General features: G+C 73.0%; 25 protein-coding genes and 1 pseudogene. 17 read left to right on the top strand and 9 right to left on the bottom strand.

Features of this window, described 5'->3' with window-relative positions:
- Positions 1–47 precede the first annotated feature (47 nt).
- The 4 genes from icmF to LQ940_RS01070 all read left to right on the top strand — a co-directional run bounded on the left by icmF (position 48) and on the right by LQ940_RS01070 (position 6,128).
- Entirely contained in the window at positions 48–3,278 is a 3,231-nt protein-coding gene (gene icmF / locus LQ940_RS01085; protein WP_231241019.1) for a fused isobutyryl-CoA mutase/GTPase IcmF, read from the top strand.
- A 111-nt stretch (positions 3,279–3,389) separates the two neighbouring features.
- On the top strand, positions 3,390–4,130 hold the full coding sequence (locus LQ940_RS01080; protein ID WP_231241020.1) for a helical backbone metal receptor: 741 nt from the start codon (positions 3,390–3,392) through the stop codon (positions 4,128–4,130).
- Entirely contained in the window at positions 4,121–4,867 is a 747-nt protein-coding gene (gene ppgK / locus LQ940_RS01075) for a polyphosphate--glucose phosphotransferase (RefSeq protein WP_231241021.1), read from the top strand. Before LQ940_RS01080 ends, ppgK begins: the two co-directional genes overlap by 10 nt.
- 49 nt (positions 4,868–4,916) lie before the next feature.
- On the top strand, positions 4,917–6,128 hold the full coding sequence (locus LQ940_RS01070; protein WP_231241022.1) for a YibE/F family protein: 1,212 nt from the start codon (positions 4,917–4,919) through the stop codon (positions 6,126–6,128).
- A gap of 14 nt (positions 6,129–6,142) precedes the next feature.
- Here LQ940_RS01070 and LQ940_RS01065 read toward each other — a convergent pair whose 3' ends face one another.
- Complete coding sequence (locus LQ940_RS01065; protein ID WP_231241023.1) at positions 6,143–6,514, bottom strand: VOC family protein; 372 nt, start codon at positions 6,512–6,514, stop codon at positions 6,143–6,145.
- 131 nt (positions 6,515–6,645) lie between these two features.
- Between LQ940_RS01065 and LQ940_RS01060 the strand changes: the two genes are divergently transcribed.
- Genes LQ940_RS01060 through LQ940_RS01050 form a run of 3 tightly spaced genes read left to right on the top strand, consistent with a single transcriptional unit; the run spans position 6,646 to position 9,044 of the window.
- Positions 6,646–7,176 carry a pyridoxamine 5'-phosphate oxidase family protein gene (locus LQ940_RS01060; protein WP_231241024.1) on the top strand — a complete coding sequence of 177 codons (531 nt, stop codon included), beginning with the start codon at positions 6,646–6,648 and terminating at the stop codon, positions 7,174–7,176.
- 22 nt (positions 7,177–7,198) lie between these two features.
- Positions 7,199–8,662: a protein adenylyltransferase SelO gene (locus tag LQ940_RS01055; protein ID WP_231241025.1), complete on the top strand. Its 1,464-nt coding sequence runs from the start codon at positions 7,199–7,201 to the stop codon at positions 8,660–8,662.
- 34 nt (positions 8,663–8,696) lie between these two features.
- Positions 8,697–9,044 carry an MmcQ/YjbR family DNA-binding protein gene (locus tag LQ940_RS01050; RefSeq protein WP_231241026.1) on the top strand — a complete coding sequence of 116 codons (348 nt, stop codon included), beginning with the start codon at positions 8,697–8,699 and terminating at the stop codon, positions 9,042–9,044.
- A 6-nt stretch (positions 9,045–9,050) separates the two neighbouring features.
- Here LQ940_RS01050 and LQ940_RS01045 read toward each other — a convergent pair whose 3' ends face one another.
- The 4 genes and pseudogenes from LQ940_RS01045 to LQ940_RS01035 all read right to left on the bottom strand — a co-directional run bounded on the left by LQ940_RS01045 (position 9,051) and on the right by LQ940_RS01035 (position 12,648).
- The gene (locus LQ940_RS01045) at positions 9,051–9,311 is read right to left on the bottom strand and encodes a PspC domain-containing protein (protein ID WP_231241027.1); all 261 of its coding nucleotides are present in this window, start codon (positions 9,309–9,311) and stop codon (positions 9,051–9,053) included.
- Between the two features lie 129 nt (positions 9,312–9,440).
- Positions 9,441–10,643 (bottom strand): FtsX-like permease family protein, encoded by a 1,203-nt coding sequence (locus tag LQ940_RS21840; protein ID WP_442939794.1) that lies wholly within the window; start codon positions 10,641–10,643, stop codon positions 9,441–9,443.
- Positions 10,644–10,838: 195 nt separating this feature from the next.
- A pseudogene (locus LQ940_RS21835) lies at positions 10,839–11,138 on the bottom strand (FtsX-like permease family protein); the annotation flags it as partial.
- Positions 11,139–11,892: 754 nt separating this feature from the next.
- A complete protein-coding gene (locus LQ940_RS01035; protein ID WP_231241029.1) occupies positions 11,893–12,648 on the bottom strand; it encodes an ABC transporter ATP-binding protein in 756 nt (251 codons plus the stop codon).
- A 133-nt stretch (positions 12,649–12,781) separates the two neighbouring features.
- Here LQ940_RS01035 and LQ940_RS01030 point away from each other — a divergent pair, with 133 nt between their 5' ends.
- The 3 genes from LQ940_RS01030 (at position 12,782) to LQ940_RS01020 (ending at position 15,872) form a co-directional block, all read left to right on the top strand.
- Positions 12,782–14,032 (top strand): sensor histidine kinase, encoded by a 1,251-nt coding sequence (locus LQ940_RS01030; protein WP_231241030.1) that lies wholly within the window; start codon positions 12,782–12,784, stop codon positions 14,030–14,032.
- Complete coding sequence (locus LQ940_RS01025; RefSeq protein ID WP_231241031.1) at positions 14,020–14,673, top strand: response regulator transcription factor; 654 nt, start codon at positions 14,020–14,022, stop codon at positions 14,671–14,673. Before LQ940_RS01030 ends, LQ940_RS01025 begins: the two co-directional genes overlap by 13 nt.
- A 107-nt stretch (positions 14,674–14,780) precedes the next feature.
- Positions 14,781–15,872: an ABC transporter ATP-binding protein gene (locus LQ940_RS01020; protein ID WP_231241032.1), complete on the top strand. Its 1,092-nt coding sequence runs from the start codon at positions 14,781–14,783 to the stop codon at positions 15,870–15,872.
- Between the two features lie 128 nt (positions 15,873–16,000).
- Here the strand turns inward: LQ940_RS01020 and LQ940_RS01015 are convergent, their stop codons facing one another.
- On the bottom strand, positions 16,001–16,423 hold the full coding sequence (locus LQ940_RS01015; protein ID WP_231241033.1) for a VOC family protein: 423 nt from the start codon (positions 16,421–16,423) through the stop codon (positions 16,001–16,003).
- 100 nt (positions 16,424–16,523) lie between these two features.
- Between LQ940_RS01015 and LQ940_RS01010 the strand changes: the two genes are divergently transcribed.
- Positions 16,524–17,477, top strand: a complete 954-nt coding sequence (locus LQ940_RS01010; RefSeq protein ID WP_231241034.1) for a helix-turn-helix transcriptional regulator — start codon at positions 16,524–16,526, stop codon at positions 17,475–17,477.
- A gap of 153 nt (positions 17,478–17,630) precedes the next feature.
- A complete protein-coding gene (locus LQ940_RS01005; protein ID WP_231241035.1) occupies positions 17,631–18,338 on the top strand; it encodes a hemerythrin domain-containing protein in 708 nt (235 codons plus the stop codon).
- A 42-nt stretch (positions 18,339–18,380) separates the two neighbouring features.
- On the opposite strand, the gene LQ940_RS01000 is transcribed toward LQ940_RS01005, so the two are convergent.
- Genes LQ940_RS01000 through LQ940_RS00990 form a run of 3 tightly spaced genes read right to left on the bottom strand, consistent with a single transcriptional unit; the run spans position 18,381 to position 20,654 of the window.
- Entirely contained in the window at positions 18,381–18,605 is a 225-nt protein-coding gene (locus LQ940_RS01000; RefSeq protein ID WP_231241036.1) for a hypothetical protein, read from the bottom strand.
- Between the two features lie 17 nt (positions 18,606–18,622).
- Positions 18,623–19,708: a putative manganese transporter gene (locus LQ940_RS00995; protein ID WP_231241037.1), complete on the bottom strand. Its 1,086-nt coding sequence runs from the start codon at positions 19,706–19,708 to the stop codon at positions 18,623–18,625.
- Between the two features lie 25 nt (positions 19,709–19,733).
- Positions 19,734–20,654 (bottom strand): manganese catalase family protein, encoded by a 921-nt coding sequence (locus LQ940_RS00990; protein ID WP_231241038.1) that lies wholly within the window; start codon positions 20,652–20,654, stop codon positions 19,734–19,736.
- Positions 20,655–20,868: 214 nt separating this feature from the next.
- Between LQ940_RS00990 and LQ940_RS00985 the strand changes: the two genes are divergently transcribed.
- The 5 genes from LQ940_RS00985 (at position 20,869) to LQ940_RS00965 (ending at position 25,053) form a co-directional block, all read left to right on the top strand.
- Entirely contained in the window at positions 20,869–21,684 is an 816-nt protein-coding gene (locus tag LQ940_RS00985) for an AfsR/SARP family transcriptional regulator (RefSeq protein ID WP_231241039.1), read from the top strand.
- Complete coding sequence (locus LQ940_RS00980; protein WP_231241040.1) at positions 21,681–22,349, top strand: response regulator transcription factor; 669 nt, start codon at positions 21,681–21,683, stop codon at positions 22,347–22,349. Before LQ940_RS00985 ends, LQ940_RS00980 begins: the two co-directional genes overlap by 4 nt.
- A 77-nt stretch (positions 22,350–22,426) precedes the next feature.
- Entirely contained in the window at positions 22,427–22,993 is a 567-nt protein-coding gene (locus tag LQ940_RS00975; protein WP_231241041.1) for a cysteine hydrolase family protein, read from the top strand.
- 92 nt (positions 22,994–23,085) lie between these two features.
- Positions 23,086–23,880, top strand: a complete 795-nt coding sequence (locus LQ940_RS00970) for an SDR family NAD(P)-dependent oxidoreductase (RefSeq protein ID WP_231241042.1) — start codon at positions 23,086–23,088, stop codon at positions 23,878–23,880.
- A gap of 18 nt (positions 23,881–23,898) precedes the next feature.
- Positions 23,899–25,053 (top strand): CapA family protein, encoded by a 1,155-nt coding sequence (locus LQ940_RS00965; protein WP_231241043.1) that lies wholly within the window; start codon positions 23,899–23,901, stop codon positions 25,051–25,053.
- The last annotated feature ends 73 nt before the right edge of the window (positions 25,054–25,126 follow it).

The raw sequence follows: 25,126 nt of genomic DNA, 5'->3' as shown, positions 1-25,126 counted from the left end.
TCCTACTATATTGGGTGACGCCCCAGCTGTGAGCCTCCGGAGGACCCATGTCCGACCTGTACCGCCCCACCCATCCCGTGCGCCTCGTGACCGCGTCGGCCCTCTTCGACGGCCACGACGCCTCGATCAACATCATGCGGCGGATCCTGCAGAGCCAGGGCGCGGAGGTCGTGCACCTGGGTCACAACCGCTCCGTTCAGGAGGTAGTCGACGCGGCGATCGAGGAGGACGTGCAGGGCGTCGCGGTGTCGTCGTACCAGGGCGGCCACGTCGAGTACTTCGAGTACCTCGTCGAGTCGCTGCGCGCCCAGGGCGCCGACCACGTCAAGGTCGTCGGGGGCGGCGGCGGCGTCATCGTGCCCGCAGAGATCGAGCGTCTGCGCGGGTCGGGCGTGACCATCTTCTCCCCCGAGGACGGCCAGCGGCTGGGCCTGGTCGGCATGATCAGCCAGGTCGTGCAGGAGTGCGACTTCGACCTCTGGGCCGGCCGTCAGGTCACCGCGGACCAGGTCCTCAGCGGGGACCGGTTCGCCATCGCCAGAGCGATCACCGCCGCCGAGCGTGGCCAGCTGCCCGCCGACGTCCTCGACCAGCTGCGGGCGGCGGGGGCGCGCACCAGCACCCCGGTCCTCGGCATCACCGGCACCGGAGGCTCCGGCAAGTCGTCGCTGACCGACGAGGTCGTACGCCGCTTCCGGCTCGACCAGCAGGACAAGCTGCGCATCGCGGTGCTCGCCGTCGACCCGACCCGGCGGCGCGGTGGCGGCGCGCTGCTGGGCGACCGGATCCGGATGAACTCGCTGGACGGGGACCGGATCTTCTTCCGCTCGCTCGCCACCCGGGGCGCCCACGAGCTGCCCGAGCACCTGGCCGACGTCATCGACGTCATCAAGGGCGCCGGCTTCGACCTGGTCGTCGTCGAGACCCCCGGCATCGGCCAGGGCGACGCTGCCATCGTGCCGTTCGTCGACACCTCCATGTACGTGATGACGCCGGAGTTCGGCGCCGCCTCCCAGCTCGAGAAGATCGACATGCTCGACTTCGCCGACCTCGTGGCGATCAACAAGTTCGAGCGCCGTGGCGCCAAGGACGCGCTGCGCGACGTCGGGCGCCAGCTCGTGCGCAACCGTGAGGCCTTCGGCCAGCAGCCGGACGAGATGCCGGTGTTCGGCACCTCGGCCGCCACCTTCAACGACGACGGGGTCACCGCGCTCTACCAGCACCTGCGCGGCCTGCTGGGCGAGCGCGGGCTGCCGGTGACCGAGGGGACGCTGCCACCGGTCGACGTGCGGCACTCCTCGGGCATCCGCCAGGTCGTGCCGTCGGAGCGCGTGCGCTACCTCGCCGAGATCACCGAGACCGTGCGCGGCTACCACGCGCGCACCGCCGAGCTCGCCGAGGCGGCCCGTCGGGTGCAGCGCCTCCAGCTGGTCGCCGGCGAGCTGGCGAGCGACGAGGGCCTGGACGCCGGCGGCGTACCGGCACTGCTGGAGAAGGCCCGCCAGGCCCTGCCTGCCGAGGTCGCCCAGCAGATCGAGCGGTGGCCGGCGGTCGTGGAGTCCTACTCCGGCGACGAGCAGGTGGTGAAGGTCCGCGACCGGGAGATCCACACCGCCCTGACCCGCGAGTCGCTCAGCGGCACCAAGATCCCGCGGGTCTCGCTGCCGCGCTACGCCGACCACGGCGAGCTGGTCCGCTTCTGGCGGAGCGAGAACCTGCCCGGCTTCTTCCCGTTCACCGCCGGCGTGTTCCCGTTCAAGCGCGACGGCGAGGACCCCGCGCGGATGTTCGCCGGCGAGGGCGACCCCGCACGCACCAACCGACGGTTCAAGATCCTCTCGGCCGAAGGGGACGCCAAGCGGCTGTCGACGGCGTTCGACTCCGTGACGCTCTACGGCCGTGACCCGGACCCGCGCCCCGACGTCTACGGCAAGGTCGGCACGTCCGGGGTCTCGGTCGCGACGCTCGACGACATGAAGGTGCTCTACGACGGCTTCGACCTGGTGGCGCCGTCGACGTCGGTGTCGATGACGATCAACGGGCCGGCGCCGACGGTGCTGGCGTTCTTCCTCAACACCGTGATCGACCAGCAGGTCGACGCGTTCCGCGAGAAGGAGGGCCGCGAGCCGTCCGAGGAGGAGCGCGCGATGCTCGCGGCGCACGCGGTCGCGAACGTCCGCGGCACCGTGCAGGCCGACATCCTCAAGGAGGACCAGGGCCAGAACACCTGCCTGTTCTCCACCGAGTTCTCGCTGCGGATGATGGCCGACATCCAGGAGTGGTTCATCGCCCACCAGGTGCGCAACTTCTACTCGGTCTCCATCTCCGGCTACCACATCGCCGAGGCCGGGGCGAACCCCATCAGCCAGCTGGCGTTCACGCTCGCCAACGGGTTCACCTACGTCGAGGCCTACCTCGCGCGCGGCATGGACATCGACGACTTCGCGCCCAACCTGTCGTTCTTCTTCTCCAACGGCATGGACCCCGAGTACTCCGTCATCGGCCGAGTCGCCCGCCGCATCTGGGCGGTCGCCATGAAGGAGAGGTACGGCGCCGGCGAGCGCTCGCAGAAGCTGAAGTACCACGTCCAGACCTCCGGGCGCTCGCTGCACGCGCAGGAGATGGACTTCAACGACATCCGCACGACGCTGCAGGCGCTGATCGCGATCTACGACAACGCCAACTCGCTGCACACCAACGCCTACGACGAGGCCGTCACCACGCCGTCGGAGGACTCGGTGCGCCGGGCGCTCGCGATCCAGATGATCATCAACCGCGAGTGGGGCCTGGCGATGAACGAGAACCCGCTCCAGGGCTCGTTCGTCATCGACGAGCTCACCGACCTCGTGGAGGCCGCCGTCCTCGCCGAGTTCGACGCGATCAACGAGCGCGGCGGGGTGCTCGGAGCGATGGAGACCGGCTACCAGCGCGGTCGGATCCAGGACGAGTCGATGCTCTACGAGCACCGCAAGCACGACGGCTCGCTGCCGATCATCGGCGTCAACACCTTCCGCAAGGCCGAGTCCGGCGCGGCCCCGCAGGAGATCGAGCTCGCGCGCGCGACCGACGCCGAGAAGGAGTCCCAGCTCGCCGGGGTGCGTCGCTTCCAGTCCGAGCGCACCGACGAGGCCGCCGCGGCCCTCGCCCGCCTGCGCGAGGCGGCGGTCTCGGGCGAGAACGTCTTCGCCGTCCTCATGGACGCCGCCCGCGTCTGCTCCCTGGGCCAGGTCACCGAGGCGTTCTTCGAGGTCGGCGGCCAGTACCGCCGGAATGTCTGAGCGCGGGCACGGCGAAGCCGGGCCCGATCAGCGAGGAGGTTGAGGAGCCGTGCTCCGACCGAGCCCGCGAGGGCGGAGCACGGCGTCTCGAAACCCAGTGAGGATCAAGGAATGACCAAGCAGGCACCGCGAGCGGAGCGAGTCGTCTCCCTCGTCCCCTCCATCACCGAGGCACTCGCGCAGGCCCGACCGGACGCCCTCGTCGGCGCGACCGACTGGTGCACCCACCCGGCCGGCCTCGACGTCACCCGCGTGCGCGGCACCAAGAACCCCGACCTCGCCGCGATCCGCGCGCTCGAGCCCGACGTGGTCATCGTCAACAAGGAGGAGAACCGCGAGCTCGACGTGCGCCGGCTGCGTGAGGCCGGCGTCCGCGTGCACGTCACGGTGATCGAGACCGTCCCCGACGCGCTCTCGGCGTACGACGAGCTCTTCGACGACGTCCTCGGCTGGCCCCGCCCCGACTGGCTCGCCGAGGCGCGGGAGCTGTGGTGCGGTGCGCTGCCGCCGGAGAGCAGCACGGCGGCCGTGCCGATCTGGCGCGACCCCTGGATGGTTGTCGGCAGCTCCACCTTCACCGGCGACCTGCTGGGCCGCCTCGGCATCGGCAACGCGTTCGGCGAACATCCCGACCGCTACCCGAAGGTCCCGCTGGAGGAGATCGACGCGGCCGGTGCGGACGTGGTGCTGCTGCCCGACGAGCCCTATGTCTTCACCAGCGCCGACGGCCCCGAGGCCTTCACCCGAACCCCCACCCGGCTGGTCAGCGGCCGCCTGCTCACCTGGTACGGCCCGTCGCTGCCGGAGGCGCACCGGGTGCTCGGCTCCGTACTATCCGGCCCATGGACCTGAACGAGCACCATCCGGTCGGCGTCGACTTCGGCGGCTCCGGCATCAAGGGAGCGGCGGTGGACCTGCAGGCCGGCGACTTCGCCGGCGAGCGGGTGCGCATCGCGACCCCCTCGCCGTCGACGCCGGAGCGGGTGGCGCAGGTGCTGGTCGACCTGCTGGCCCAGCTGCCCGAGGCCGACGGCCCGGTGGGCGTGACCGTGCCGGGCGTCGTACGGCACGGCGTGGTCGGCAGCGCCGCCAACATCGACGCCTCCTGGATCGGCACCGACGCCGACGCGCTGTTCTCCGAGGCGACCGGCCGGACGGTGCGCACGGTCAACGACGCCGACGCGGCCGGCCTCGCCGAGGTCCGCTTCGGCGCCGCCCGGGGCGAGTCCGGACTGGTCATCGTCACCACGCTCGGCACCGGCATCGGCAGCGCCTTCCTGTACGACGGCGTCCTGGTCCCCAACTCCGAGCTCGGCCATCTGGAGCTGGACGGGGCCGTGGCCGAGAGCCGCGCGGCCAACAGCGCCCGCGAGCGCGAGTCGCTGTCCTGGGAGCAGTGGGCCGAGCGGCTCACCCGCTACTACCGCGCCCTGGAGCAGCTCTTCTCCCCCGACCTGCTCGTCGTCGGCGGCGGCGTCAGCAAGCACGCCGCGAGCTTCCTGCCCCTGCTCGACCTCGACACCCCGATCGTCCCCGCCACCCTGCGCAACCGGGCCGGCATCATCGGCGCCGCCCTCAACGTGTCCTGACCGCTGACCCGTCAGAAACTTTCTGACGGGTCAGCGGGAGGATGGAGGCATGGCCCACGGACACTCGCACCGCGCCGGCACCGTCGGGCCCGAGGTCGAGGTCGACTGGGTGCCACGCGTTTCGCTGCTGGGGATCCTGGCCGGGATCGGCGTCGCCACCCTGATCGGCCTGCTGCTGCTGTGGCCGGACCGGGCGGCCGCCGACGACCTGCAGGGGTCGGTGGGGTTCGCCGCGGACGGGGTGACCTTCCCGAAGGCCGTCGTCGAGGAGGTCGAGCCCGCCTGCGAGTCCGCCGAGGTGTCGCCGGCCGAGGAGCAGTGCGGGCGGGTGCGGGCGACGGTCGACGAGGGGCCCGACGCCGGCGTCGAGGTTCTGGTCGAGGTCCCTCCCCAGGTGACCGGCTCGGGGCTCGACCCGGGTGACCGGCTGGAGCTGGTGCGCCAGCCCCCGGAGGGAGACGCCGACGCGCGGTTCGCCTACTTCGGCACCGACCGCTCCGGGACCCTGTGGCTGCTGGGGATCGCGTTCGTCGTCGTGGTCGTCGCGATCGCCCGGCTGCGCGGGGTGATGGCCCTCCTGGGCCTGGGCTTCGCGAGCGCCGTGATGTTCGTCTTCGCCCTGCCGGCGCTGCTCACCGGCGAGTCGGCGATCCCCGTCGCGCTGGTGGCCGCCACCGTGATCATGTACGTCGTCCTCTACACGACCCACGGGTTCTCGGTCCGCACGAGCACGGCACTGGCCGGCACGCTGGCCGGACTGGCCATCACGGCATTCGTCGGCTGGTGGGCGGTCCGCTCCACGCACCTGGCCGGCGTCGCGGGCGAGGAGGGCGGGCTGCTGGCGGCGTTCACCCCCGAGGTCAGCTTCCAGGGCCTGCTCATCGCGGCCGTCATCATCGCCGGGCTGGGCGTGCTCAACGATGTCACGATCACCCAGTCGTCGGCGGTGTGGGAGCTGCGCGCCGCCTCGCCGACCATGACCCGCACCCAGATCTTCCACAGCGGCATGCGCATCGGTCGCGATCACATCGCCTCGACGATCTACACGATCGTGTTCGCATACGCCGGCACGGCGCTCACGCTGCTCCTCGTGCTGCAGCTCTACGACCGGCCGGTGGTCGACCTGCTCGGCACCGAGGAGATCACCGCCGAGATCGTGCGCTCGTTGGTGAGCAGCATCGGTCTGGTGCTCGCGGTCCCGCTCACGACGGCGATCGCGGCGCTCACCGTGCCGGCCGCCGCCCCGACCGGCGGCGCCTGAGGGCCTACTCGGGCCTACTCGGGGGCGACGAGCTGCTGCAGGGCCCACCGGTTGCCGTCGGGGTCGTCGAACCTGACGAAACGGCCCCAGGGCTGGTCGTCCACGCCCTGGCACTCGACCCCGCGGTCGCGCAGGTAGGCCAGGGCCGCGTCGGCGTCCTCGACGACGACCTGGATGAACTGCGCCGAGCCCGAGGGCATCATGTCCAGGCCGACACCGAAACAGATCGAGCAGGCCGACCCCGGCGGGGTCACCTGCACGAAGCGCAGCTCGGGAGAGATCACCTGGTCGTGGTCGACGTTCCAGCCCAGCCCTTCGCCGTAGAACGCGACCGACCGGTCGACGTCTCGCACCGCGAGGGGGATCAGCTCGATCCTGAAGTCCATGTCTGCTCCTTGCTTCCCGCCCCGCTGTTCGGGGCTCTGAGCCACGCTAGGCGGGGTTCAGGTCAGGTTCTGTCCGCATGCGAGCCCACCTGTACCGATGAGTCCGGCCCGGCCGGGAGGTCGTAGCCGGCATGGACGTCACGAACCTCGCCGCCCACTACGACCTCGCACCCCTCGACCTGGACGCGGTCACGGCCCGGCTCGACGCCGGGCTCTCGCAGGCGCCGGGCTCGGGGGGCCCCGATCGCCATACCTGCTGGCTCACCACCGTCGGCGCCGACGGAGCCCCGCACGTCACCGGCATCGGCGCGCTCTGGGCGGAGGGGGCGGTCTGGTTCGAGACGGGTCCCGCCACCCGCAAGGCGCGCAACCTCGCGCGCGACGCGCGCTGCGCCCTGGCGGTCGCCACGCACGACTTCGACCTGGTGATGGACGGGACCGCGGCGCGGGTGAGCGACCCCGAGGCGGTGGCGAGGCGAGCAGCGGAGTGGGCCGCGGGCGGCTGGCCGTGCCGCGTCGACGAGACCGGCACGTCGCTCACCGCTGACTTCAGCGCCCCCTCGGCCGGCCCACCGCCGTGGCACGTCTACCGCGTCGAGGTCCGCTCGATGACGGCGGTGGCCACCGTCGAGCCGGGCGGCGCGACCAGGTGGGCGCTCTGAGCCACGACGTAGGCTCGTTCGCGTGAGCCTCGCCCCCGCCCAGACCGTCGTCCTCGGCGACCGCTTCGCGCGCGAGCTGCCCGAGCTCGCCCTGGAGTGGCAGGCCGAGGAGGCGCCCTCCCCCACCCTGCTCGCGCTCAACGAGCCGCTTGCCGCCGAGCTCGGTCTGGACCCCGCCTCGCTGCGGACCGACCAGGGAGTGCGCCTGCTCGTCGGCAACCACGTGCCCGAGGGCGCGCGGCCGGTCGCCCAGGCCTACGCCGGCCACCAGTTCGGCGGCTTCAGCCCCCGCCTGGGCGACGGGCGCGCGCTGCTGCTCGGCGAGCTCACCGCCGCCGACGGCACCCTGCGCGACCTGCACCTCAAGGGCTCGGGCCGTACGCCGTTCGCGCGCGGCGGCGACGGGCTGGCGGCGGTCGGCCCGATGCTGCGCGAGTACGTCGTCAGCGAGGCCATGCACGGCCTCGGCATCCCCACCACCCGATCGCTGGCCGTGGTCGCGACCGGTCGCCCGGTGCGCCGCGAGACCGTCCTGCCCGGCGCGGTGCTGGCGCGGGTCGCGAGCAGCCATCTGCGCGTGGGCAGCTTCCAGTACGCCGCCGCGCAGGGCGACATCGACCTGCTCCGCCGGCTCGCGGACCACGCGATCGCGCGCCACCACCCGGGCGCCGCCGACGCCGAGTCGCCGTACCGGGCGCTCTTCGAGGCCGTCGTCGCTGCCCAGGCCTCGCTCGTCGCGCAGTGGATGCTGGTCGGCTTCGTCCACGGCGTCATGAACACCGACAACATGACGATCTCCGGCGAGACCATCGACTACGGGCCCTGCGCCTTCCTGGAGGCCTTCGACCCCGCCACGGTCTTCAGCTCGATCGACGAGACCGGCCGCTACGCCTACGGCAACCAGCCCTTCGTCGCGGAGTGGAACCTCGCCCGCCTCGCTGAGGCCCTCCTCCCGCTGATCCACGACGACCAGGAGCAGGCCGTCGCGCTGGCGGTCGAGTCGCTGGGCACCTTCCGCCCGGCGTACTCCGAGGCCTGGAGTCGCGGGATGCGGGCCAAGCTGGGCCTGCCGGACGGCCTCGCCGACGAGGTCGCCACGCCCTTGATCGGCGACCTGGTGGAGCTGATGAAGACCGACCGCGTCGACCACACCGGCTTCCTCCGGGCGCTGGGCCACGCGGCCCGGGGCGACGTCGCGCCGGCCCGCGACCAGGTGCTCGACCTCGCGGGCTTCGACGCCTGGGTGGAGCGCTGGCGGGCGCTCGGCCCCGACGCCGAGAGGATGGACCGCGCCAACCCGGTCTACGTCGCCCGCAACCACCTGGTCGAGGAGGCGCTCGTGGCCGGCACCGAGGGCGACCTCGACCCGCTCCAGCGGCTGCTCGAGGCCCTCTCCGCGCCGTACGACGAGCGGCCGGGGCTCGAGCGCTACGCCGAGCCCGCGCCCGAGGACTTCGGCCACTACACGACGTACTGCGGCACCTGAGGCCTGTCCCCGCGACCCTCTAGCCTGGGCGTCGATGAGCACGATCGCCGACTTCCTCGACCTCGTCGGCCAGCTGCCCGGCGTCCGAGGCAGCGACCACGGCCGCTACCACCGCTTCCAGGTCGGCGCCCACACCTTCGGCTACCTGTGGGAGCCCACCGCGACGGTCGGGCTCAAGCAGACCCTCGACGAGCAGCTCGCGCTGGTGGCCGAGCGACCGGAGGTCTTCGAGGTGCAGTTCACGGCCGGCGCCTTCGGCTGGGTCGTCGTCCACCTGGACGGCGTCGCCCGCGACGAGCTGGCCGAGCTCACCTTCGAGGCCTGGCGCCTCACCGCGCCGGCCGCGCTCGTCTCCGAGCGCGCCGACCGGCTGCCGAGCTGAGGCGCCTCAGCGCAGCGGACCGCCCGGGACCGGCGGGCGGGGGGCCTCGACGACCTGGTCCTCGGACGGCATCAGGATCCACAGGATCGGGTAGACCAGGATCTGGCTCCCGGGCAGGACCATCAGGACCAGCACGAACAGCAGCCGGGCCGTCCACTCGCCCATCCCCAGCCGCCGGGCGATGCCGGCGCAGACGCCGCCCAGGATGCGGCTGCCGCGGGGTCGGACCAGGCCCTGTCGGGCGAAGGCTCTGCTGACGGTGTTCATGGCGGGGGGTGCTCCTTCGGATCGCGGCCGGGGTGTCTCCCCGACGACCCCAGTCTTGCTCGCACCGCCGCCGCATCCCATCGGGTGCGACCCTGGTCCGACCCCCAGATCCGGGGGCCGGACCCGGGGTCACAGCGAGGGTCGCGTGCGCAGCGTCGTGCGCGTCGGCACCCAGACCGAGACCACCCCCAGGACCACAACCCCGACCGCGATGGCGGCGTAGGCGAGTGGCTCGATCGTCGGCAGCGGCCGGCCCGAGACGCCGAGCGCGATGCCGATCAGGGGCGGTACGGCGACCACGGTGCCGAGGACGACGGCCAGGGCGCCGGTGGCCAGCGACTCCAGGAGCGTCATGGTCCGGACCTGCCGGTCGCGGGCGCCCACCAGGCGCAGCAGCGTGAGCTCACGCCGCCGGCCGAGGGTGGCCATGACCAGGCCGTTGACCACCGAGAGCGCCACGTAGCCGAGGATCACGATCAGCGCGATCCGGTTGACCCAGGCCTGGGAGTCCCGGGCGTCCGAGCCGTCCTCGGCCAGCGCGTCCGGGGTCTCGGCGACCAGGCCGAGCTCCCCGAGCTCCTGCTCGACGCTGGCGCCGGGCTCGGTCGTCACGAGCAGATAGTCGTCCAGGCCGGCGCTGGTGTGCTCGCGCAGGGTGGCCCCGTCCATCGTGACGTCGCCGAAGCCCAGGCCACGGTCGTAGACCGCGACCACGTCGGCGTCGGCCTCGATGCCGTCGCCCAGGTGGAAGCCGATCGTCTCGCCGACCTCGGCGCCCAGGAAGTGCGCCGCATCACTGCTCAGGGCGATCGTGTCCGGATCACCGAGCCGCTCCAGCGAGCCGTCCTGCACGTCCAGGTCGAGGGTGCCCGGGGCCGTCGCGGGGTCGACCCCCTGCGCCGCGAAGGGCTCCACGGTCGGGTCGCCGAACGTGGTGCCGGACAGCAGCACGCCACTGCGCACGACCGGGTTGACGCTCTCCACACCGTCCATGCCGGCGACCTGCTCCACCGTGCCGGGCGAGATGCCCGCGGGGGCGGCGACGACGAGGTCGGCGCTGAGCCCGTCGCGCGACTGGGCCGAGGCCTCCGCGTCCACGGTCGTGGGGAGGAACAGCTGGACGCACGCGAACGACATCGCGAGTGCCAGCGGCACGACGGCCGACGCCGTACGACGGCTGTAGCCGCGCAGGTTCGACATCGCGAGCGTGACCCCCGGCGACGAGCTGCGCCCGGTGACGCGGTGGGCGACGTCGAGGAGGCGCTGGACCAGGAGCGGACCGAGCAGGCCGACCCCGAAGAGCAGCAGCAGCGAGGAGCTGGCCGCGGCCACGAGGCCCGCCGCCCCGGCGAACAGGAACGGCGCGCCTGCGGCCGCCAGTCCGCCGGCGATGAGCACCACGCCGCCGATGATGCGCGACCGGGACAGCCCGGGCGTCTCCACGTCGGCCTCCGCGAGAGCCTCGACGGGGGAGATCCGCGCAGTACGACGTCCGGCCACCCAGGCCGCCGCGACCGCGGCGCCCACGCTGAGCAGCACCGCACCGAGAGCCGGCAGCGGGCTGTAGGCCAGGGCGAAGTCCTCCGACATCACGCCGGCCTTGGTGAACTGCGCGCCGAGCACGCGAGCCGCCCAGTACCCGGGCGCGGCGCCCAGCAGCGCGGCCACCCCGGCGACGACCAGGACCTCGCGCCGGATCAGCCCCTGGACCTGGCCGGGCAGGGCACCGACGGCGCGCAGCAGCGCGAACTGGCGGCGCCGCTGCGCGACGGCGAGCGACAGGGTGCCGGCCACCACGAACAGCGCGATCATCAGCGCGACGCCGGTGAACGAGCTGCTCAGCAGCATCAGCTGGCCGCGCGCCGACAGCGCCTCGAGCGACTCGAGGTCGCCCCGCTCGCGTCCGGTGTAGGCCTGCGTGCCGTCCACCTCGCGCTCGACGGTCTCCGCCAGGTCCTCGGCGTCGGTGCCGGGCTCGGCGACCAGGCCGACGGTGGCCACCTGGCCGGAGTGCGGCCAGAGCTCCTCGACCCGACTGTCGCTGAGGAACACGGTGGCATCGTCGGCGCGCACCGTGCCGCTCACCGTGTACGTCGTCGTCTCGCCTCCGTGGCTGAGCACGACCTCATCTCCGGGCTGCTGCCCGGACCCGCTGGCGACCACGACCTCGCGGTCGTCCGCCGGAGCGTCCCCGGCGACCAGCTCGTCCGAGCCGAGCGTCGCCGACGCCCAGCCGTGGGCGTCGACCTCCGCGCCGTCGACGGTCGCGAGCGGCACGCTCATGTCCGCCACGGCGTCCGCGACGCCGGGCAGGGCGGCGAGCTCCTCGACGCTGGTGCTCGGCAGGGTCACCCGCTCGGGGAACGGCACCTCGAGGTCCTCGGGGAGCGGGAGCGACTGGCGGCCGCCGACCATGACGTCGGCGGACTCGTAGCGCTCGGGCGGCACGCCGCCCCGGAGCCCGGACTCCAGGAGGACGCCCAGGCCGGTCATCAGCGTCGAGGCCAGGAGCACCGCGACGAACACGCCCGCGAACCCGCCGCGGTGGCGGCGGATCCCGGCCAGAGCCAGGCCCCACATCTCAGTGACCGCCCATCGTGGTCATGTGCTCGGCCACGCGACGCGCGTCGGGCTTGTCCATGGCACCGACGATCTCGCCGTCGGCGAGGAACAGCACCCGGTCGGCGTACCCGGCGGCGATCGGGTCGTGCGTGACCATGACGACGGTCTGGCCCAGCTCGGTGGCGGTCTGGCGCAGCAGCTCGAGCACCTGGTGGCCGGTCGTGGAGTCGAGGGCGCCGGTTGGCTCGTCGGCGAAGACCGCCGCGGGCCGGGTGACCAGCGCACGGGCGATCGCGGCCCGCTGCTGCTGGCCGCCGGAGAGCTCCGCCGGCATCCGCCGGGTCAGGTCGGCGAGACCGACCGCCTCGAGGATGTGGCCGAGCCACGCCCGGTCGACGTCGTGGCCGCTGAGGAGCAGCGGCAGGGTGACGTTCTGCTCCACCGAGAGGTGGGGCAGCAGGTTGTAGGCCTGGAAGACGAAGCCGACGTGGTCGCGACGGAAGACCGTCAGCGCCTTGGTCCGCATCGCGGAGATCTCGGTGCCGCCGACGACGACGGTGCCGCTGTCGGGGCGGTCCAGGCCGGCCGCGCACTGCAGCAGCGTGCTCTTGCCGGAGCCCGAGGGGCCCATCACGGCGGTGAAGGACTGGGTGGGGATCTCCACGGAGACACCGCGCAGCGCGGTCACGGGACGGTGCCCCGAGCCGTAGGTCTTGGTGACGCCGCGCAGCGACAGCGCCGTGGTCGGTGGGGACATCAGGTCCTGGGTCAACATGGTCTTTTCCTTCGTCGTGGGAGGTCTACGACGCTAGGTTTCGGGGACGCTCGTCTCGACCGTGCTGACCACCCTCTTGATGGTGTAGCCAGCCCTACCGACAAAGGCCCCCCGCGGCCGGGAGGATGGACAGGTGACCGAGTCGAGGAGGCCCGGCCCGTCGCGGCGGGCCCTGCGCGAGCGCCTGCGCGACCTGCGCTACCTCGCCCTCGAGGTCGTCGGGTGGCCCGCCTCGATCGCGGTCCTGCTCGTCGCGCTCCTCTCGCTGCCGCTCGCGGCCCTGCTGAGCGGTCGCACCGGCGGCGCCCCCACGCTCGACCTCGTGCACCGGCTCGCGACCCGCGCCCACGCGGCCGCGGCGCGGTTCGCCGCCGCGCCCGACCGCCGTACGACGGACCTGGGCGAGGCCGAGCACGACCTGCGGGCACCGCAGACCCGCCGCAACCTGCGCTGGCTGCTGCTGCACGCGACGCTGGTCTTCGTCGTGTCGATCCTGCTGGTGTCGATGAGCTTCGCGGCGGTCCTGTACGTCGTGGGCGCTCCGTGGTGGTGGCTGTTCCCCGACGACCTGCCGCTGTCGCTCGCCTTCCCGATCGAGAGCTGGCGCGACGCGTGGCTGACCATCGGCCTCGGCCTGCTGTACGGGACCGCGGCCTGGCTCCTCACCCCGTGGGCCGCGCGGCGCATCGCGCGCGGGACCCTCGCCGTCCTCGAGCGGCCCCGCTCGGAGGTGCTCGCGCAGCGAGTGGACGCCCTGTCCGCGAGCCGGGCCGCCGCCCTGGACGCGCACTCCGCCGAGCTGCGGCGCATCGAGCGCGAGCTGCACGACGGCGCCCAGAACCGCTTGGTGTCGGTGGTGATGATGCTGGGCATGGCCCGCCGCGCGCTCGAGACCGACGCCACGACGGCGCTGCCGCTGCTCGAACGCGCCCAGGAGGCCGCGGGCGACGCCCTGGCCGGGCTGCGCACCGCCGTCCACGACATCTACCCGCCCGTGCTCGACGAGCTCGGCCTGGGCGACGCCGCGTCGTCGCTCACCAGCCGGGCCACGATCCCCTGCACGCTCGACGTCAGCGGCCTGCGCCGCGCGCCGGCCGCCGTCGAGTCGGCGGCGTACTTCGTCCTCGCCGAGGCGCTGACCAACGCGATGAAGCACTCCGGCGCCTCCCGTGTCGGCGTCTCGCTGCGCACCGAGGTGCGCGACGACGAGCAGGTCCTGGTCGTGGAGGTCCGCGACGACGGCGTCGGGGGCGCGTCCGCCGAGGCGGGCAGCGGCCTGGCCGGGATCGCGCGGCGGGCCTCGGCGTTCGAGGGCACCCTGCACCTCACCAGCCCGGTGGGTGGACCGACGACCGTGAAGGTGGAGCTGCCGTGCGGATCCTGATCGCCGAGGACGACGCCCTGCTGCGCGCCGGCCTGACCCTGCTCGTCGAGAGCGAGGGGTTCATCGTCGTCGAGGCCGTCGACAACGCCGACGACCTGCTCGCCGCCTTCGACGCGCATCGCGACGAGGGCATCGACGGCGCCGTGCTCGACGTACGAATGCCGCCGACGTTCACCAACGAGGGGCTGCGGGCCGCGCTAGAGCTGCGCGAGCGGGTGCCGGACTTCCCGGTGCTCGTGCTCTCGGCCCACGTGGAGGACCAGTACGCCGGGCGGCTGCTGTCCGGTGGCTCCGGTGGGGTCGGCTACCTGCTCAAGGACCGCGTCGGCGACGTCGGCCAGTTCGTCGACGCGCTGCGCCGGGTGCTCGGCGGCGGCACCGCCATGGACCCCGAGGTGATCGCCCAGCTGCTTAGCCGGCGCTCCAGCAACGACCCGATCCGCTCGCTCACGCCACGCGAGCGCGAGGTGCTCTCGCTGGTCGCGGAGGGCAAGTCCAACAACGACATCGCCGAGGAGCTCGTGCTGTCGGAGACCGGCGTCAGCAAGCACATCGGCAACATTTTCGCCAAGCTCGGCCTGTCCACCTCCGACAGCGGCCACCGCCGGGTCCTGGCGACCCTGACCTACCTGCGGTCCTAGTCAGGCCGCGCCTGAGCGGCTAGCGTGCCGTGTGACCGGGATCACCCGGTCGACCCTCCACTATGGATCGTCCGGCACGTACCTGCCGGTGAAGGGATGGCTCCGCCATGGCCTCAGTGAGCTTCGAGCACGCACAACGCATCTACCCGGGGTCCGAGACCCCCGCCGTGGACGACCTCAACCTCGAGATCGAGGACGGGGAGTTCATGGTCCTCGTCGGCCCCTCGGGGTGCGGCAAGTCCACCTCGCTCCGCATGCTCGCGGGACTCGAGGAGGTGACGGCGGGCACGATCAGGATCGGCGATCGCGACATCACCCACGTCCCTCCCAAGGACCGCGACATCGCGATGGTGTTCCAGAACTACGCCCTCTACCCGCACATGAGCGTCGCCGAGAACATGGGCTTCGCGCTCAAGATGGCCGGGATCGGCAAGGCCGAGCGCACCACCCGCGTCCAGGAGGCGGCCAAGCTGCTCGACCTGGAGGAGTACCTCTCGCGCAAGCCGAAGGCGCTCTCCGGCGGCCAGCGCCAGCGCGTGGCCATGGGCCGCGCCATCGTGCGCCAGCCGCAGGTGTTCTGCATGGACGAGCCGCTGTCGAACCTCGACGCCAAGCTGCGCGTCTCCACCCGCACGCAGATCGCGGCGCTCCAGCAGCGGCTGGGGATCACGACCGTCTACGTCACCCACGACCAGGTCGAGGCGATGACGATGGGTGACCGGGTCGCCGTACTGAAGGACGGCATCCTGCAGCAGGTCGACACCCCGCTCGCGCTCTACGACCGGCCGGCCAACCTGTTCGTCGCCGGGTTCATCGGCTCCCCCGCCATGAACCTGCTCACCGGCAAGGTCAACGCCAACGGCCGGGTGGAGGTGGACGGGCACGAGCTGCTGGTCGACCGCGAGGCCCTCGGTCGCGCCGACGGCGAGGTGACCCTCGGCGTCCGCCCCGAGTCCTGGCGCGTGGTCGGCGACGAGGAGGACGGCTACCCGGTCAAGGTCGCGGTGATCGAGGAGCTGGGCGCCGACGCCTTCCTCTACGGCACCCCCGCCGTCGAGGGCTCCGACATGCTGCACCAGATGGTCGTCCGCGTCGAGGCGCGTCGCGACCTGGTCAAGGGCGCGACCGTCAAGCTGGCCACCACCCCCGACAAGGTGCACGTCTTCGACACCGCCAGCGGGGCCCGGCTCAGCGCCTGAGCGCGGCTGTCCGGCTGCGCGAGGCTGCGCGAGATTCACCGGGCACCCGGTGAATCTCGCGCTTCCGGCATGAAGTTTCGTACGGGAGCCGCCAGTTTCACCGGGCACCCGGTGAAACTCGCTGCCGGCTACCCCGCGTACTCGACCGCCACGTCGAGCACCCAGTTGACCCCGAACCGGTCGCGCACCATCCCGTAGAGCGGCGCCCAGGCCGCGGGCGCGAGCGGCACGAGCACGTCGGCGCCGTCGCTGAGGCGCTCCCAGTAGCGGGTGATCTCCTCGACGTCCTGGCCCCGCACGGACACGAAGAACGGGTCCTCGCCCCGACTCCAGGACCGCGAGGAGGGAACGTCGTAGGCCATGACGTGGAAGCCCTCGGCCGAGGCGACCTGGCCCCACATGACCCAGTCGGCCTCGGCCGGGTCCGAGATAGCCTGGGCGTCGGCGTACGTTACCGCGACCAGCTCGCCGCCGAAGACGGCGCGGTAGTGCTCCAGCGCGGCGCGGGCCTCGCCGCGGAGGTTCAGGTGGGTGACGGTCGTGATGCTCATCGGTGCTCCTCGTGTTCGGCCCGGTCGATCCGGGACACGGGGAGGAGCATCTGCGAGGTAGCGGTCAGATCGTGACCGCTACTTCGGCGAGACTGCGGTCATGACCCACGGACCTTCCGCCCGGTTGCTGGCGCTGCTCTCACTGCTGCAGGTACGCCGCGACTGGCCCGGCCAGGTCCTGGCCGAGCGGCTGGAGGTCAGCCCGCGCACCGTACGGCGCGACGTCGACAGCCTGCGCGAGCTCGGCTACCGGGTCCGCACCGTGAAGGGTCCCGACGGCGGGTACCGCCTCGACGCCGGCAGCGACCTGCCACCGCTGCTGTTCGACGACGACCAGGCCGTGGCGCTCGCGGTGGCGCTGCGGACCGCCGCTGCCAGCGGGGCGGGCGTGGCTGAGGGGGCGGCCCGGGCCCTCACCACGCTGCGCCAGGTGATGCCAGCGCGGCTGCGGCACCGCATCGACGCGGTGCAGGTCACGCCGATGCCGGGGCACACCGGCGGCGAGGTCGACCCCGAGGTGCTCGTCGCGGTGAGCAGCGCGGTGCGCGCGCGCGAGGTGCTGCGGTTCGACTACGGCGACGCCGACGCCCCACCCCGTCAGGCCGAGCCGCACCACCTGCTGGTCCGTGGTGGTCGCTGGTATCTCCTGGCGTGGGACCTCGACCGCGACGACTGGCGCACCTTCCGCGTCGACCGGCTCAACCCGCGCACGCCGACGGGCCCGCGCTTCGTGCCGCGGGAGGTGCCTGGCGGCGACACCGGCGCGTTCGTCGCCGGCCGATTCCGGGGCTCCGACACCCCCGAGTGGCCCTGCACCGGCGAGGTGGTCCTCACGCTGCCCGCCCACGACGTGGCGCCGTACTCGATGGACGGGGTGGTCGAGGAGCTCGGTCCCGACCACTGCCGGCTCGTTCTCGGCTCATGGTCGTGGGCGGGGCTGGCCGGGGCGGTGGCGCGCTACGACGCCGAGGTCACCGTCGTCGGTCCGCCCGAGCTCCGCGACGCGATGGCGCGCCTGGGCGAGCGGCTGGTGCGGGCCGCGGAGGGTAGGTAACACGTCGTTCGACGGTCTACCGGGTCGATATTTCAGCGAGGGTAGAGGCGAAAGCGGCGGCCTACATGCGGCTGGTGGGCTGCGCGGGAGCGAGCATGCCGCCGGTGACCGCTGGGTACCAGCGCTGCCCCCCGACCGTCTCAGGAGCACGCCATGACCTCCCTCGCCCACCAGACCGTCGACCAGCTCGGCGGCCCCTGGAGCGTCCTCACCCGGCAGAAGCGCGACCACGAACGCCTCGACCGGCTGCTGCACCAGCTCGAGGGCACCTCGGGCGTCGAGCAGGAGCGGGTGCTGCACCGCATCGCCCGGCTGGTGTTCCCGCACGCGTTCGCCGAGGAGTCGGTGCTGTGGCCCGAACTGCGACGACTGCTGCCCGAGGGACATCAGCTGACCCTGCAGGTCGAGCTGGAGCACCAGGAGGTCAACGAGCTCTGGGTACGTCTCGAGGACGGCTCCCTCTCGCCGAGCGAGCGGCGCGAGGTGCTCGGGCGCCTGGTCGAGGTCCTGCGCGAGGACGTGCGTGACGAGGAGGACGAGCTGCTGCCGCGCCTGCAGGAAGCCGTCGGACCCGCCCGGCTGCGTCAGCTCGGCGTCGCCTGGGAGGCCGTACGTCGCACCGCGCCCACCCGGCCGCACCCTGTCGTTGCCCGCCGTCCCCCCGGCAACGCCCTGGCCGCGCTGCCGCTGACGGTCATCGACCACACGCGGGACCTCGTCGACGCGGCCGCCCGCCGTACCTCGAACGGCACCGCCACCCGGCTGCGCACCACCAGCCAGGCCATGGCGCGCGCCGCCGGCCGCGTCGAGCGGGTCGGCGTACTGCGCCGCGGCGAGCACCGCAGCACGCACCGGGGCTAGCTGCGTGCGGTGCTGTGAGATTCACCGGGTGCCCGGTGAAACTCATGCCTCCCGCATGAAGTTTCGTACCGGAAGCGCGAGTTTCACCGGGTACCCGGTGAAACTGGACGACGCCAACTCGGCGCGCACCCAGACGCGCAACGCGACGACGACCACGACGACGGCGGCGACGAGCACGCCGGAGGTGGTGCCGGTGAGGGTGCCGGTGAGGGCGGCGGCGAGGGCGAGGGCCAGGTGGAGCCGGGTGGTGCCGAGGATGCGGGGCATGGGGACCTCCAGGGGGTTCAGGTGAGGACGAGCAGTGCCGCGCCGACCAGGAGGGCCGGCACGGTGGTGAGGACGGTGGCGAGCAGCGCGGAGCGGTGCTCCAGGGCGAGCAGCGGCAGCAGGGCGTCGCCGTCCTGGCTCACCGTGTTGGCGACCAGGGTCGACAGCGGCATCCCGCCGGCCAGGAAGATCCCGGCGAAGACGATCTGGACCGCGCAGCCGGGGATCAGGCCCACGAGCGCCCCGACCACGACGCCGGCGACCCCGAACAGCGGCAGCTGGGAGCCGTCGAAGCCGGTCAGGTGCGTGACCATCGACCAGGCCAGGTAGGCGACGGCCACCCAGACGGTGACGAACGCGATCTCGTGGCCGCCGTGGCGCAGCACCTGGGTCATCGAGGTCGGGTGAGCGGTCCGGTCGTCGTCGTCGGCGAGCTTGCAGCCCCCGCGGACGAAGGCCACGACGGCGACGGCCGTGCCCGCCACCCCCAGCACCAGGTAGAGGTTGTCCGGCCGGAGCAGCTGGAAGGTCACCGGCAGGCTCACCGTCGCACCGGTGCCGAGGGTCAGCCACAACAGCGCCGGCAGCACGCCCAGCTCGTGGAGCCGGACCGCGGCCGGCACGTGCCCCGCGGCCACGAGCACGCGCTCGCGCGGCGCCGGATCCACCGGCAGCGGCCGGGCGGTCGGTACGACGGCGTCCACCCGCCGCCGCGGCGCGATGCCCAGGGCGTCGACCGCGTACCCGGACAGCGCGCCCACGGTGACGAGCAGGACCTTCAGCTGCAAGGTCAGCACCGGGTCGGCGGCGAGCAGGACCCAGGACGCGTCCCCCATCGTGGCGACCAGCGCCGCGATCGCCGCGCCGTACGACACCCCGCCCCGGGCGTAGACCGCCATGACGACGATCGCCCCGCCGCACCCGGGCGGCACCGTCAGCGCCGCGGCCACGAGGGGGCCGAGGCGGCGGTGCCGCACGAGCGCGTCGTCGAGCCGGTGGCCCCAGCGGAAGCGGGCCCAGCCGAAGGGCGCCACGAGCAGCGCCACGAAGACGCCCACCTGCATGAAGGCGTCGGCGAGGGGCCGCAGCAGCACGTCGACCATCACGATCTCCTGGGTGGTGGAGGCGTCACTCGCCGGGCGTGAGCTTCTCCTTGGCCTTGGAGAGCAGGTTCTCCGCGCCCTGCATGAAGGCGCCGCCCGCATTGCCGGGCTTGCCCGGGCCCTTGTGCCCGTCGTACGTCGCGAACAGCAGCGGGTCGGGCGCCGGGACGTCGTTGATGTCGTCGCCCAGGGGACGTCCCTCCTCGAAGCGGATCTCCTCGTCCCCGATGAGCGTGGTGCCCTGGGCCCAGCGCCCCTCGTGGGCGGTGCTCCCGTCGTGGAAGCTGTAGAACGTCCGCGCCGCCTCGTGGTGCTCCTCCTCCTTGAGCGAGTCCTCGATGCCGTCGGTGTAGCCGTCCTCGATCAGCTGCTCGATGCCCAGCAGCCACTGCTGCTGGTGGAAGGTGTCGCGCGCCAGGTTGAACTGCAGCGTCTCCTTCACGCCCGGGTCGTCGGTCATGTTGTAGACCCGGGCGGTCTGCAGCCGGCTCTGCGCCTCGGCGGCGACGTTGTGGCGGAAGTCGGCGAGCAGGTTGCCGCTGGCGACGATGTAGCCGCCGTTCCACGGGACGCCCTGGCTGTTGGTCGGCATCGCGGCCCCGCCGGTGACGATCGCATGCTGGACGTTCTGGCCACCGAGCACGGCCGCCAGGGCGGGGTTGGCGGCCGCCGCGTCGGCCTGGGTCTCCGACGGCGCACCCTCGAGGAGGCGGGCCATCATGGTCACCAGCATCTCGACGTGGCCGATCTCCTCGGTGCCGATGTCGAGGATCATGTCCTTGTACTTGCCGGGGATGCGGCAGTTCCAGCCCTGCCAGAGGTACTGCATCATCACGGTCATCTCCCCGAACTGGCCGCCGACCAGCTCCTGGAGCTTGGCCGCGAAGAGCGCGTCGGGGCGCTCGGGCTTGACGTCGAACTGCAGGTTGATGCTGTGCCGGTACATGAGGGTCCTTCCGCAGTGGGGGCGCCGGTCGCTCCCGATGACCTCGACCCTTCCGGCGCGCCGTGTCCCGCGCGTGGTGCCACCGGTGACCACCCGCGTACGCCGGTCCGTCGCGACGCCGTCACCGGGGAATCACCCCGCCGGGTGAGAGAGGCCGGCGCGCGGCGAGGGCACCTGCTGCCCTAGGGCTCGACACCGCGACGGGAGGCGACAAGTGGCAGAGCATCCGCAACTGCGTCTCGGGCTGCTCGAGGACTTCGAGGTCTCCTTCGCCGGCGACGTGCTCCGGACGTCGCTGCCGGCCCAGCGGCTGCTCGCCCGGCTCGCGGTGCTCCAGCGCGGGCGCCCCATCCAGCGCGCCACCCTGGCGGAGCGGCTCTGGCCGCAGGCGGCTCCCGGCCGGGCGGCGTCGAGCCTGCGCTCGGTGCTGTGGCGCCTGCCCCGGCCGCGCGGACGGACGCTCGTCACCTGCACCACCACCACGGTGCGTCTCGCCGGCGACGTCCACGTCGACCTGTGGGCCGTGGAGGCGCAGGCCCATGCCCTCTGCACGGCGGACCAGCCGCCGCCCGCCGCCCTCGACGACCTGGCCCCCCTGACCCGCGACCTGCTGCCCGCCTGGGACGAGGAGTGGCTGCAGGTGGAGCAGGAGAGCTTCCGACAGAAGCGGCTGCACGCCCTCGAGCGCTCCTCGGACGCGCTGCGCCGTCGCGGGCGGTTCACCGACGCCCTCTGCGCCGGGCTCGGGGCGGTGCAGGCCGAGCCCCTGCGCGAGAGCGCGCACCGCAGCGTGATCGCGGTCCACCTGGAGGAGGGCAACCACGCGGAGGCACTGCGTCAGTACGACGCCTACCGGACCCTGCTGGCCCATGACCTGGGGTTGCGTCCGTCGCCCGCGATCGCACCATGGTGGCGCCGCTGCTCGGCCGCCCGGTCGACCTGCCCGCGGTGTGAGGCGCAGGGCCGCGTGACCTTCCAGCCGCCGGTATCCGACCGGCGGCGGAATCCCATAGATCGGACCCGCTCGTGACGAACACCACCCGCCCGCTCCGGCTGGCGATCGTCAACGACTACGAGATCGTCGTTCAGGGCCTCGCGTCCATGTTCGCGGCGCACTCCGACCGGGTGCACGTGGTCGAGCTCGACAACCGTGAGCCGGTCGTCTCCGACGTGGACGTGGTGCTGCTGGACGCCTTCGGCTACGTGCCGGGCGACGGCATGGACGTCGCCGACCTGGTGCGGCCAGGAGGCCCCAAGGTCGTGGTCTTCAGCGTCACCCCGGACCCGCGGGCCGTCGAGCGCGCCAGGGCCGACGGCGCGGCCGGCTACGTCTCCAAGTCGTTGTCGGCCGAGGAGCTCATCGAGACGCTCGAGGCCATCCACGCCGGCGAACAGGTGTTCCCCGACCCGGAGCTGGCAGCGGAGGAGAACATCCCGACCGACGGCGCCGGCGCGACCTGGCCCGGCGCCGAGCTCGGGCTGAGCGCGCGGGAGTCGGAGATGATGGCCCTGATCGCCAAGGGCATGAGCAACCAGGAGATCGCCTCCACGGTCTACCTGAGCATCAACTCGGTGAAGACCTACATCCGCACGGCGTACGCCAAGATCGGCGTCAACCGGCGCAGCCAGGCCACCCGCTGGGCCCTGGAGCACGGCTTCGGCGTGACCGAGAAGCGCGTCTTCACCGAGGAGTAGCCGCGGGGCGCATCGCGGCCGCCCGGTCCGGGTACCACTCCTGCTGCCCGAGACTCGGGCCAGGAGAGGAGAAGACCGTGACATCTGGGCGCGAGGCGCTCGTCCTGATCGACCTGCAGCGTGACTACTTCGCCGACGACGAGCTGGAGCGCTGTCGCGAGGACCTGGTCGCGGCGTGCAACGACCTCGTCCGGGCGGCGCGCGCGAGCGGCGTACCCGTCATCGAGGTGCGCACCGTCCACGACCCGGGCGGCAGCACCTGGACGATGAGCATGCGCGAGGACGGCCAGGGCATGGCCCTCGACGGCACCTCCGGCGCGGAGCCGGTCGAGGGACTCCAGACCGAGGGCGCGAGGCTGGTGACGAAGACCCGCGACAGCGCCTTCTTCGGCACCGACCTGCTCGACGTCCTGGGCGAGGAGTCCGTCGACCACCTGGTCCTGTGCGGGGTGTCCACCGAGTCCTGCGTGGCCGCCACCGCGATCGAGGCGTTCGCCCACGACCTCGCGGTGACCTTCGTGAGCGACGCCACGGCCTCGGTGGACCGCGACCTGCACGACGACACGCTCGCCCAGCTCGCCGACCGCTACCGCCAGCAGGTCCGTACCGCCGCCGAGGTCGAGAAGCGCTGGGCGAACCGCTGACCCGTCACCAACTTCACCGAATCCCCGCTGACCCGTCATAAAGTTTGTGACGGGTCAGCGGTGAAACGGTGCCGGGTGGTTACCGGCGCGAGATGACCAACGACACCGCAGCACCTCTCGCCGTCGTGACCGGCGCCTCCACGGGGATCGGCCGCGCGATCGCCGCGGAGCTCGTCGAGCGCGGGTACGACGTCGTCATCGCCGCCGAGGAGCCGGCCATCCACGAGGCGGCCGCCGAGCTCGCCCGCGACGGGCGGACGGTGACCCCCGTCCAGGTGGACCTCGCGACCGCCCAGGGGGTGGAGCAGCTGGCGCGCACCGCGCGGGAGCAGGGCGCGCCCCTGGACGCGGTGATCCTCAACGCCGGCGTCGGCGTCAACGGCCGCTTCGACCAGACCCCGCTCGAGGACGAGCTCAACCTGGTCGACCTCAACGTGCGCTCCACGGTCCACCTGGCCAAGCTGCTGCTGCCCGACCTGGTCGCGCGCGGTGACGGCCGGGTCCTGGTGACGTCGTCGATCGCCGCCGTCGCGCCCGGGCCGTACCACGCGACGTACGCCGCCTCGAAGGCGTTCGTGCACTCCTTCGCGGAGGGCATCCGCGAGGAGCTCAAGGACACGGGGGTCAGCGTGACCTCGTTGATGCCGGGCCCCACCGAGACCGAGTTCTTCTCGCGCGCCGACATGGAGGACACGAAGATCGGCCAGATGGACGACAAGGACGACCCGGCCGACGTCGCGCGCGAGGGGGTCGAGGCCATGCTGAAGGGCCGCTCCAGCGTCGTGGGCGGCTCCTTCGCCAACCGCGTCCAGGCCGAGCTCGGCACGCACCTGCCGGACGCCCTGGCCACCCCGCTCATGGCGCGGATGACCAAGCCCCAGGACTGAGCGCCGTACGCTCGCCGGATGAGGTCCCGCCGGCTCGCGAGCTCGCTCGTCGCCGGCGGGCTGGCCCTCGCCCTGGTCGCCTGTACGCAGGTGACCTCAGGCGACCCGCCCACCGGTGCCCGCACGCCGCCGTCTCCCATCCCCGAGCCGGAGCCGGGTCCCACGGGAGCATCCACGGGAACATCCACGGGGACCCCCGACACGCGCGCCCGGCCGGTGACCATCGCGCTGGCCGGTGACGTGCACTTCGAGGGTGCGCTGCGCCGCAGGCTGGCCGACCCGGCGACGGCGTTGGCGCCGGCGACGCGGGCTCTCGCGGCGGCGGACGTCGCGATCCTCAACCTGGAGACCTCGCTCGGCTCCGGCGGGCGTCCCGAGCCGGGCAAGCGCTACACCTTCCAGGCGCCGCCCTCGGCGCTCAGGGCGCTGACCGCGGCCGGCGTGGACGTGGCGAGCCAGGCCAACAACCACGCGCTGGACTTCGGCCGCGCCCCGCTGCCGGGGGCCTTGGCGGCGATCGCGGCGGCCCGCTCGGCCGACCCGCCGCTGGCGGTCGTGGGGCTGGGCCGCGACGCCGACGAGGCCTTCCGCCCCGCGCGCACCCTCGTGGGCGACACGGTCGTCGCCACGATCGCCGCCACCGTCGCAGGCGAGGACCCCACCGCCGATCCCACGGGACAGTGGGCGGCGACCGCCTCCTCCCCCGGCACCGCCGACGCGGTCGACCCGGCCCGGCTGCTGCGCGCCGTCGGGGCCGCCGACCGCACCGCCGACGTGGTCGTCGCCTACCTGCACTGGGGCATCCAGGGCGACAGTTGCCCGACCGACGACCAGCGCTCGCTGGCCGCCGACCTGGTCGCCGCCGGCGCCGACGTCGTCGCCGGCAGCCACGCCCATCGCCTCCAGGGCGACGGCCGCCTGGGGGCGGGCTACGTGGCCTACGGGCTGGGCAACTACGCCTGGTACACCCAGGACGCCGAGCCGACCGGCGTACTCACCCTGACCGTGCGTCCGGGCCGCACCCGCGCCGGTCGCGCCAGGGTCGTCTCCGCGCAGTGGCAGCCCGCCCGCATCGGCCCCGACGGCCTCCCAGCCGCCCTCGCCCCGTCGGACCGCCCGGCCTTCGAGGCCGACCGTGAGGCGCTGCGCAGGTGCGCCGGCCTGACGCCGTAGCGGCGACCGCCGTGCGTGCGCGACGCTGGCAGTTCAGCCCGGCGCTCCCGGTCACGCGACCGGATCGGGCGAC

The organism is Nocardioides sp. cx-173, assembly GCF_021117365.1.
Lineage (GTDB): Bacteria > Actinomycetota > Actinomycetes > Propionibacteriales > Nocardioidaceae > Nocardioides.
Note: the sequence above shows the minus strand (reverse complement) of the source record. Positions and strands in the feature narration are given on the sequence as shown.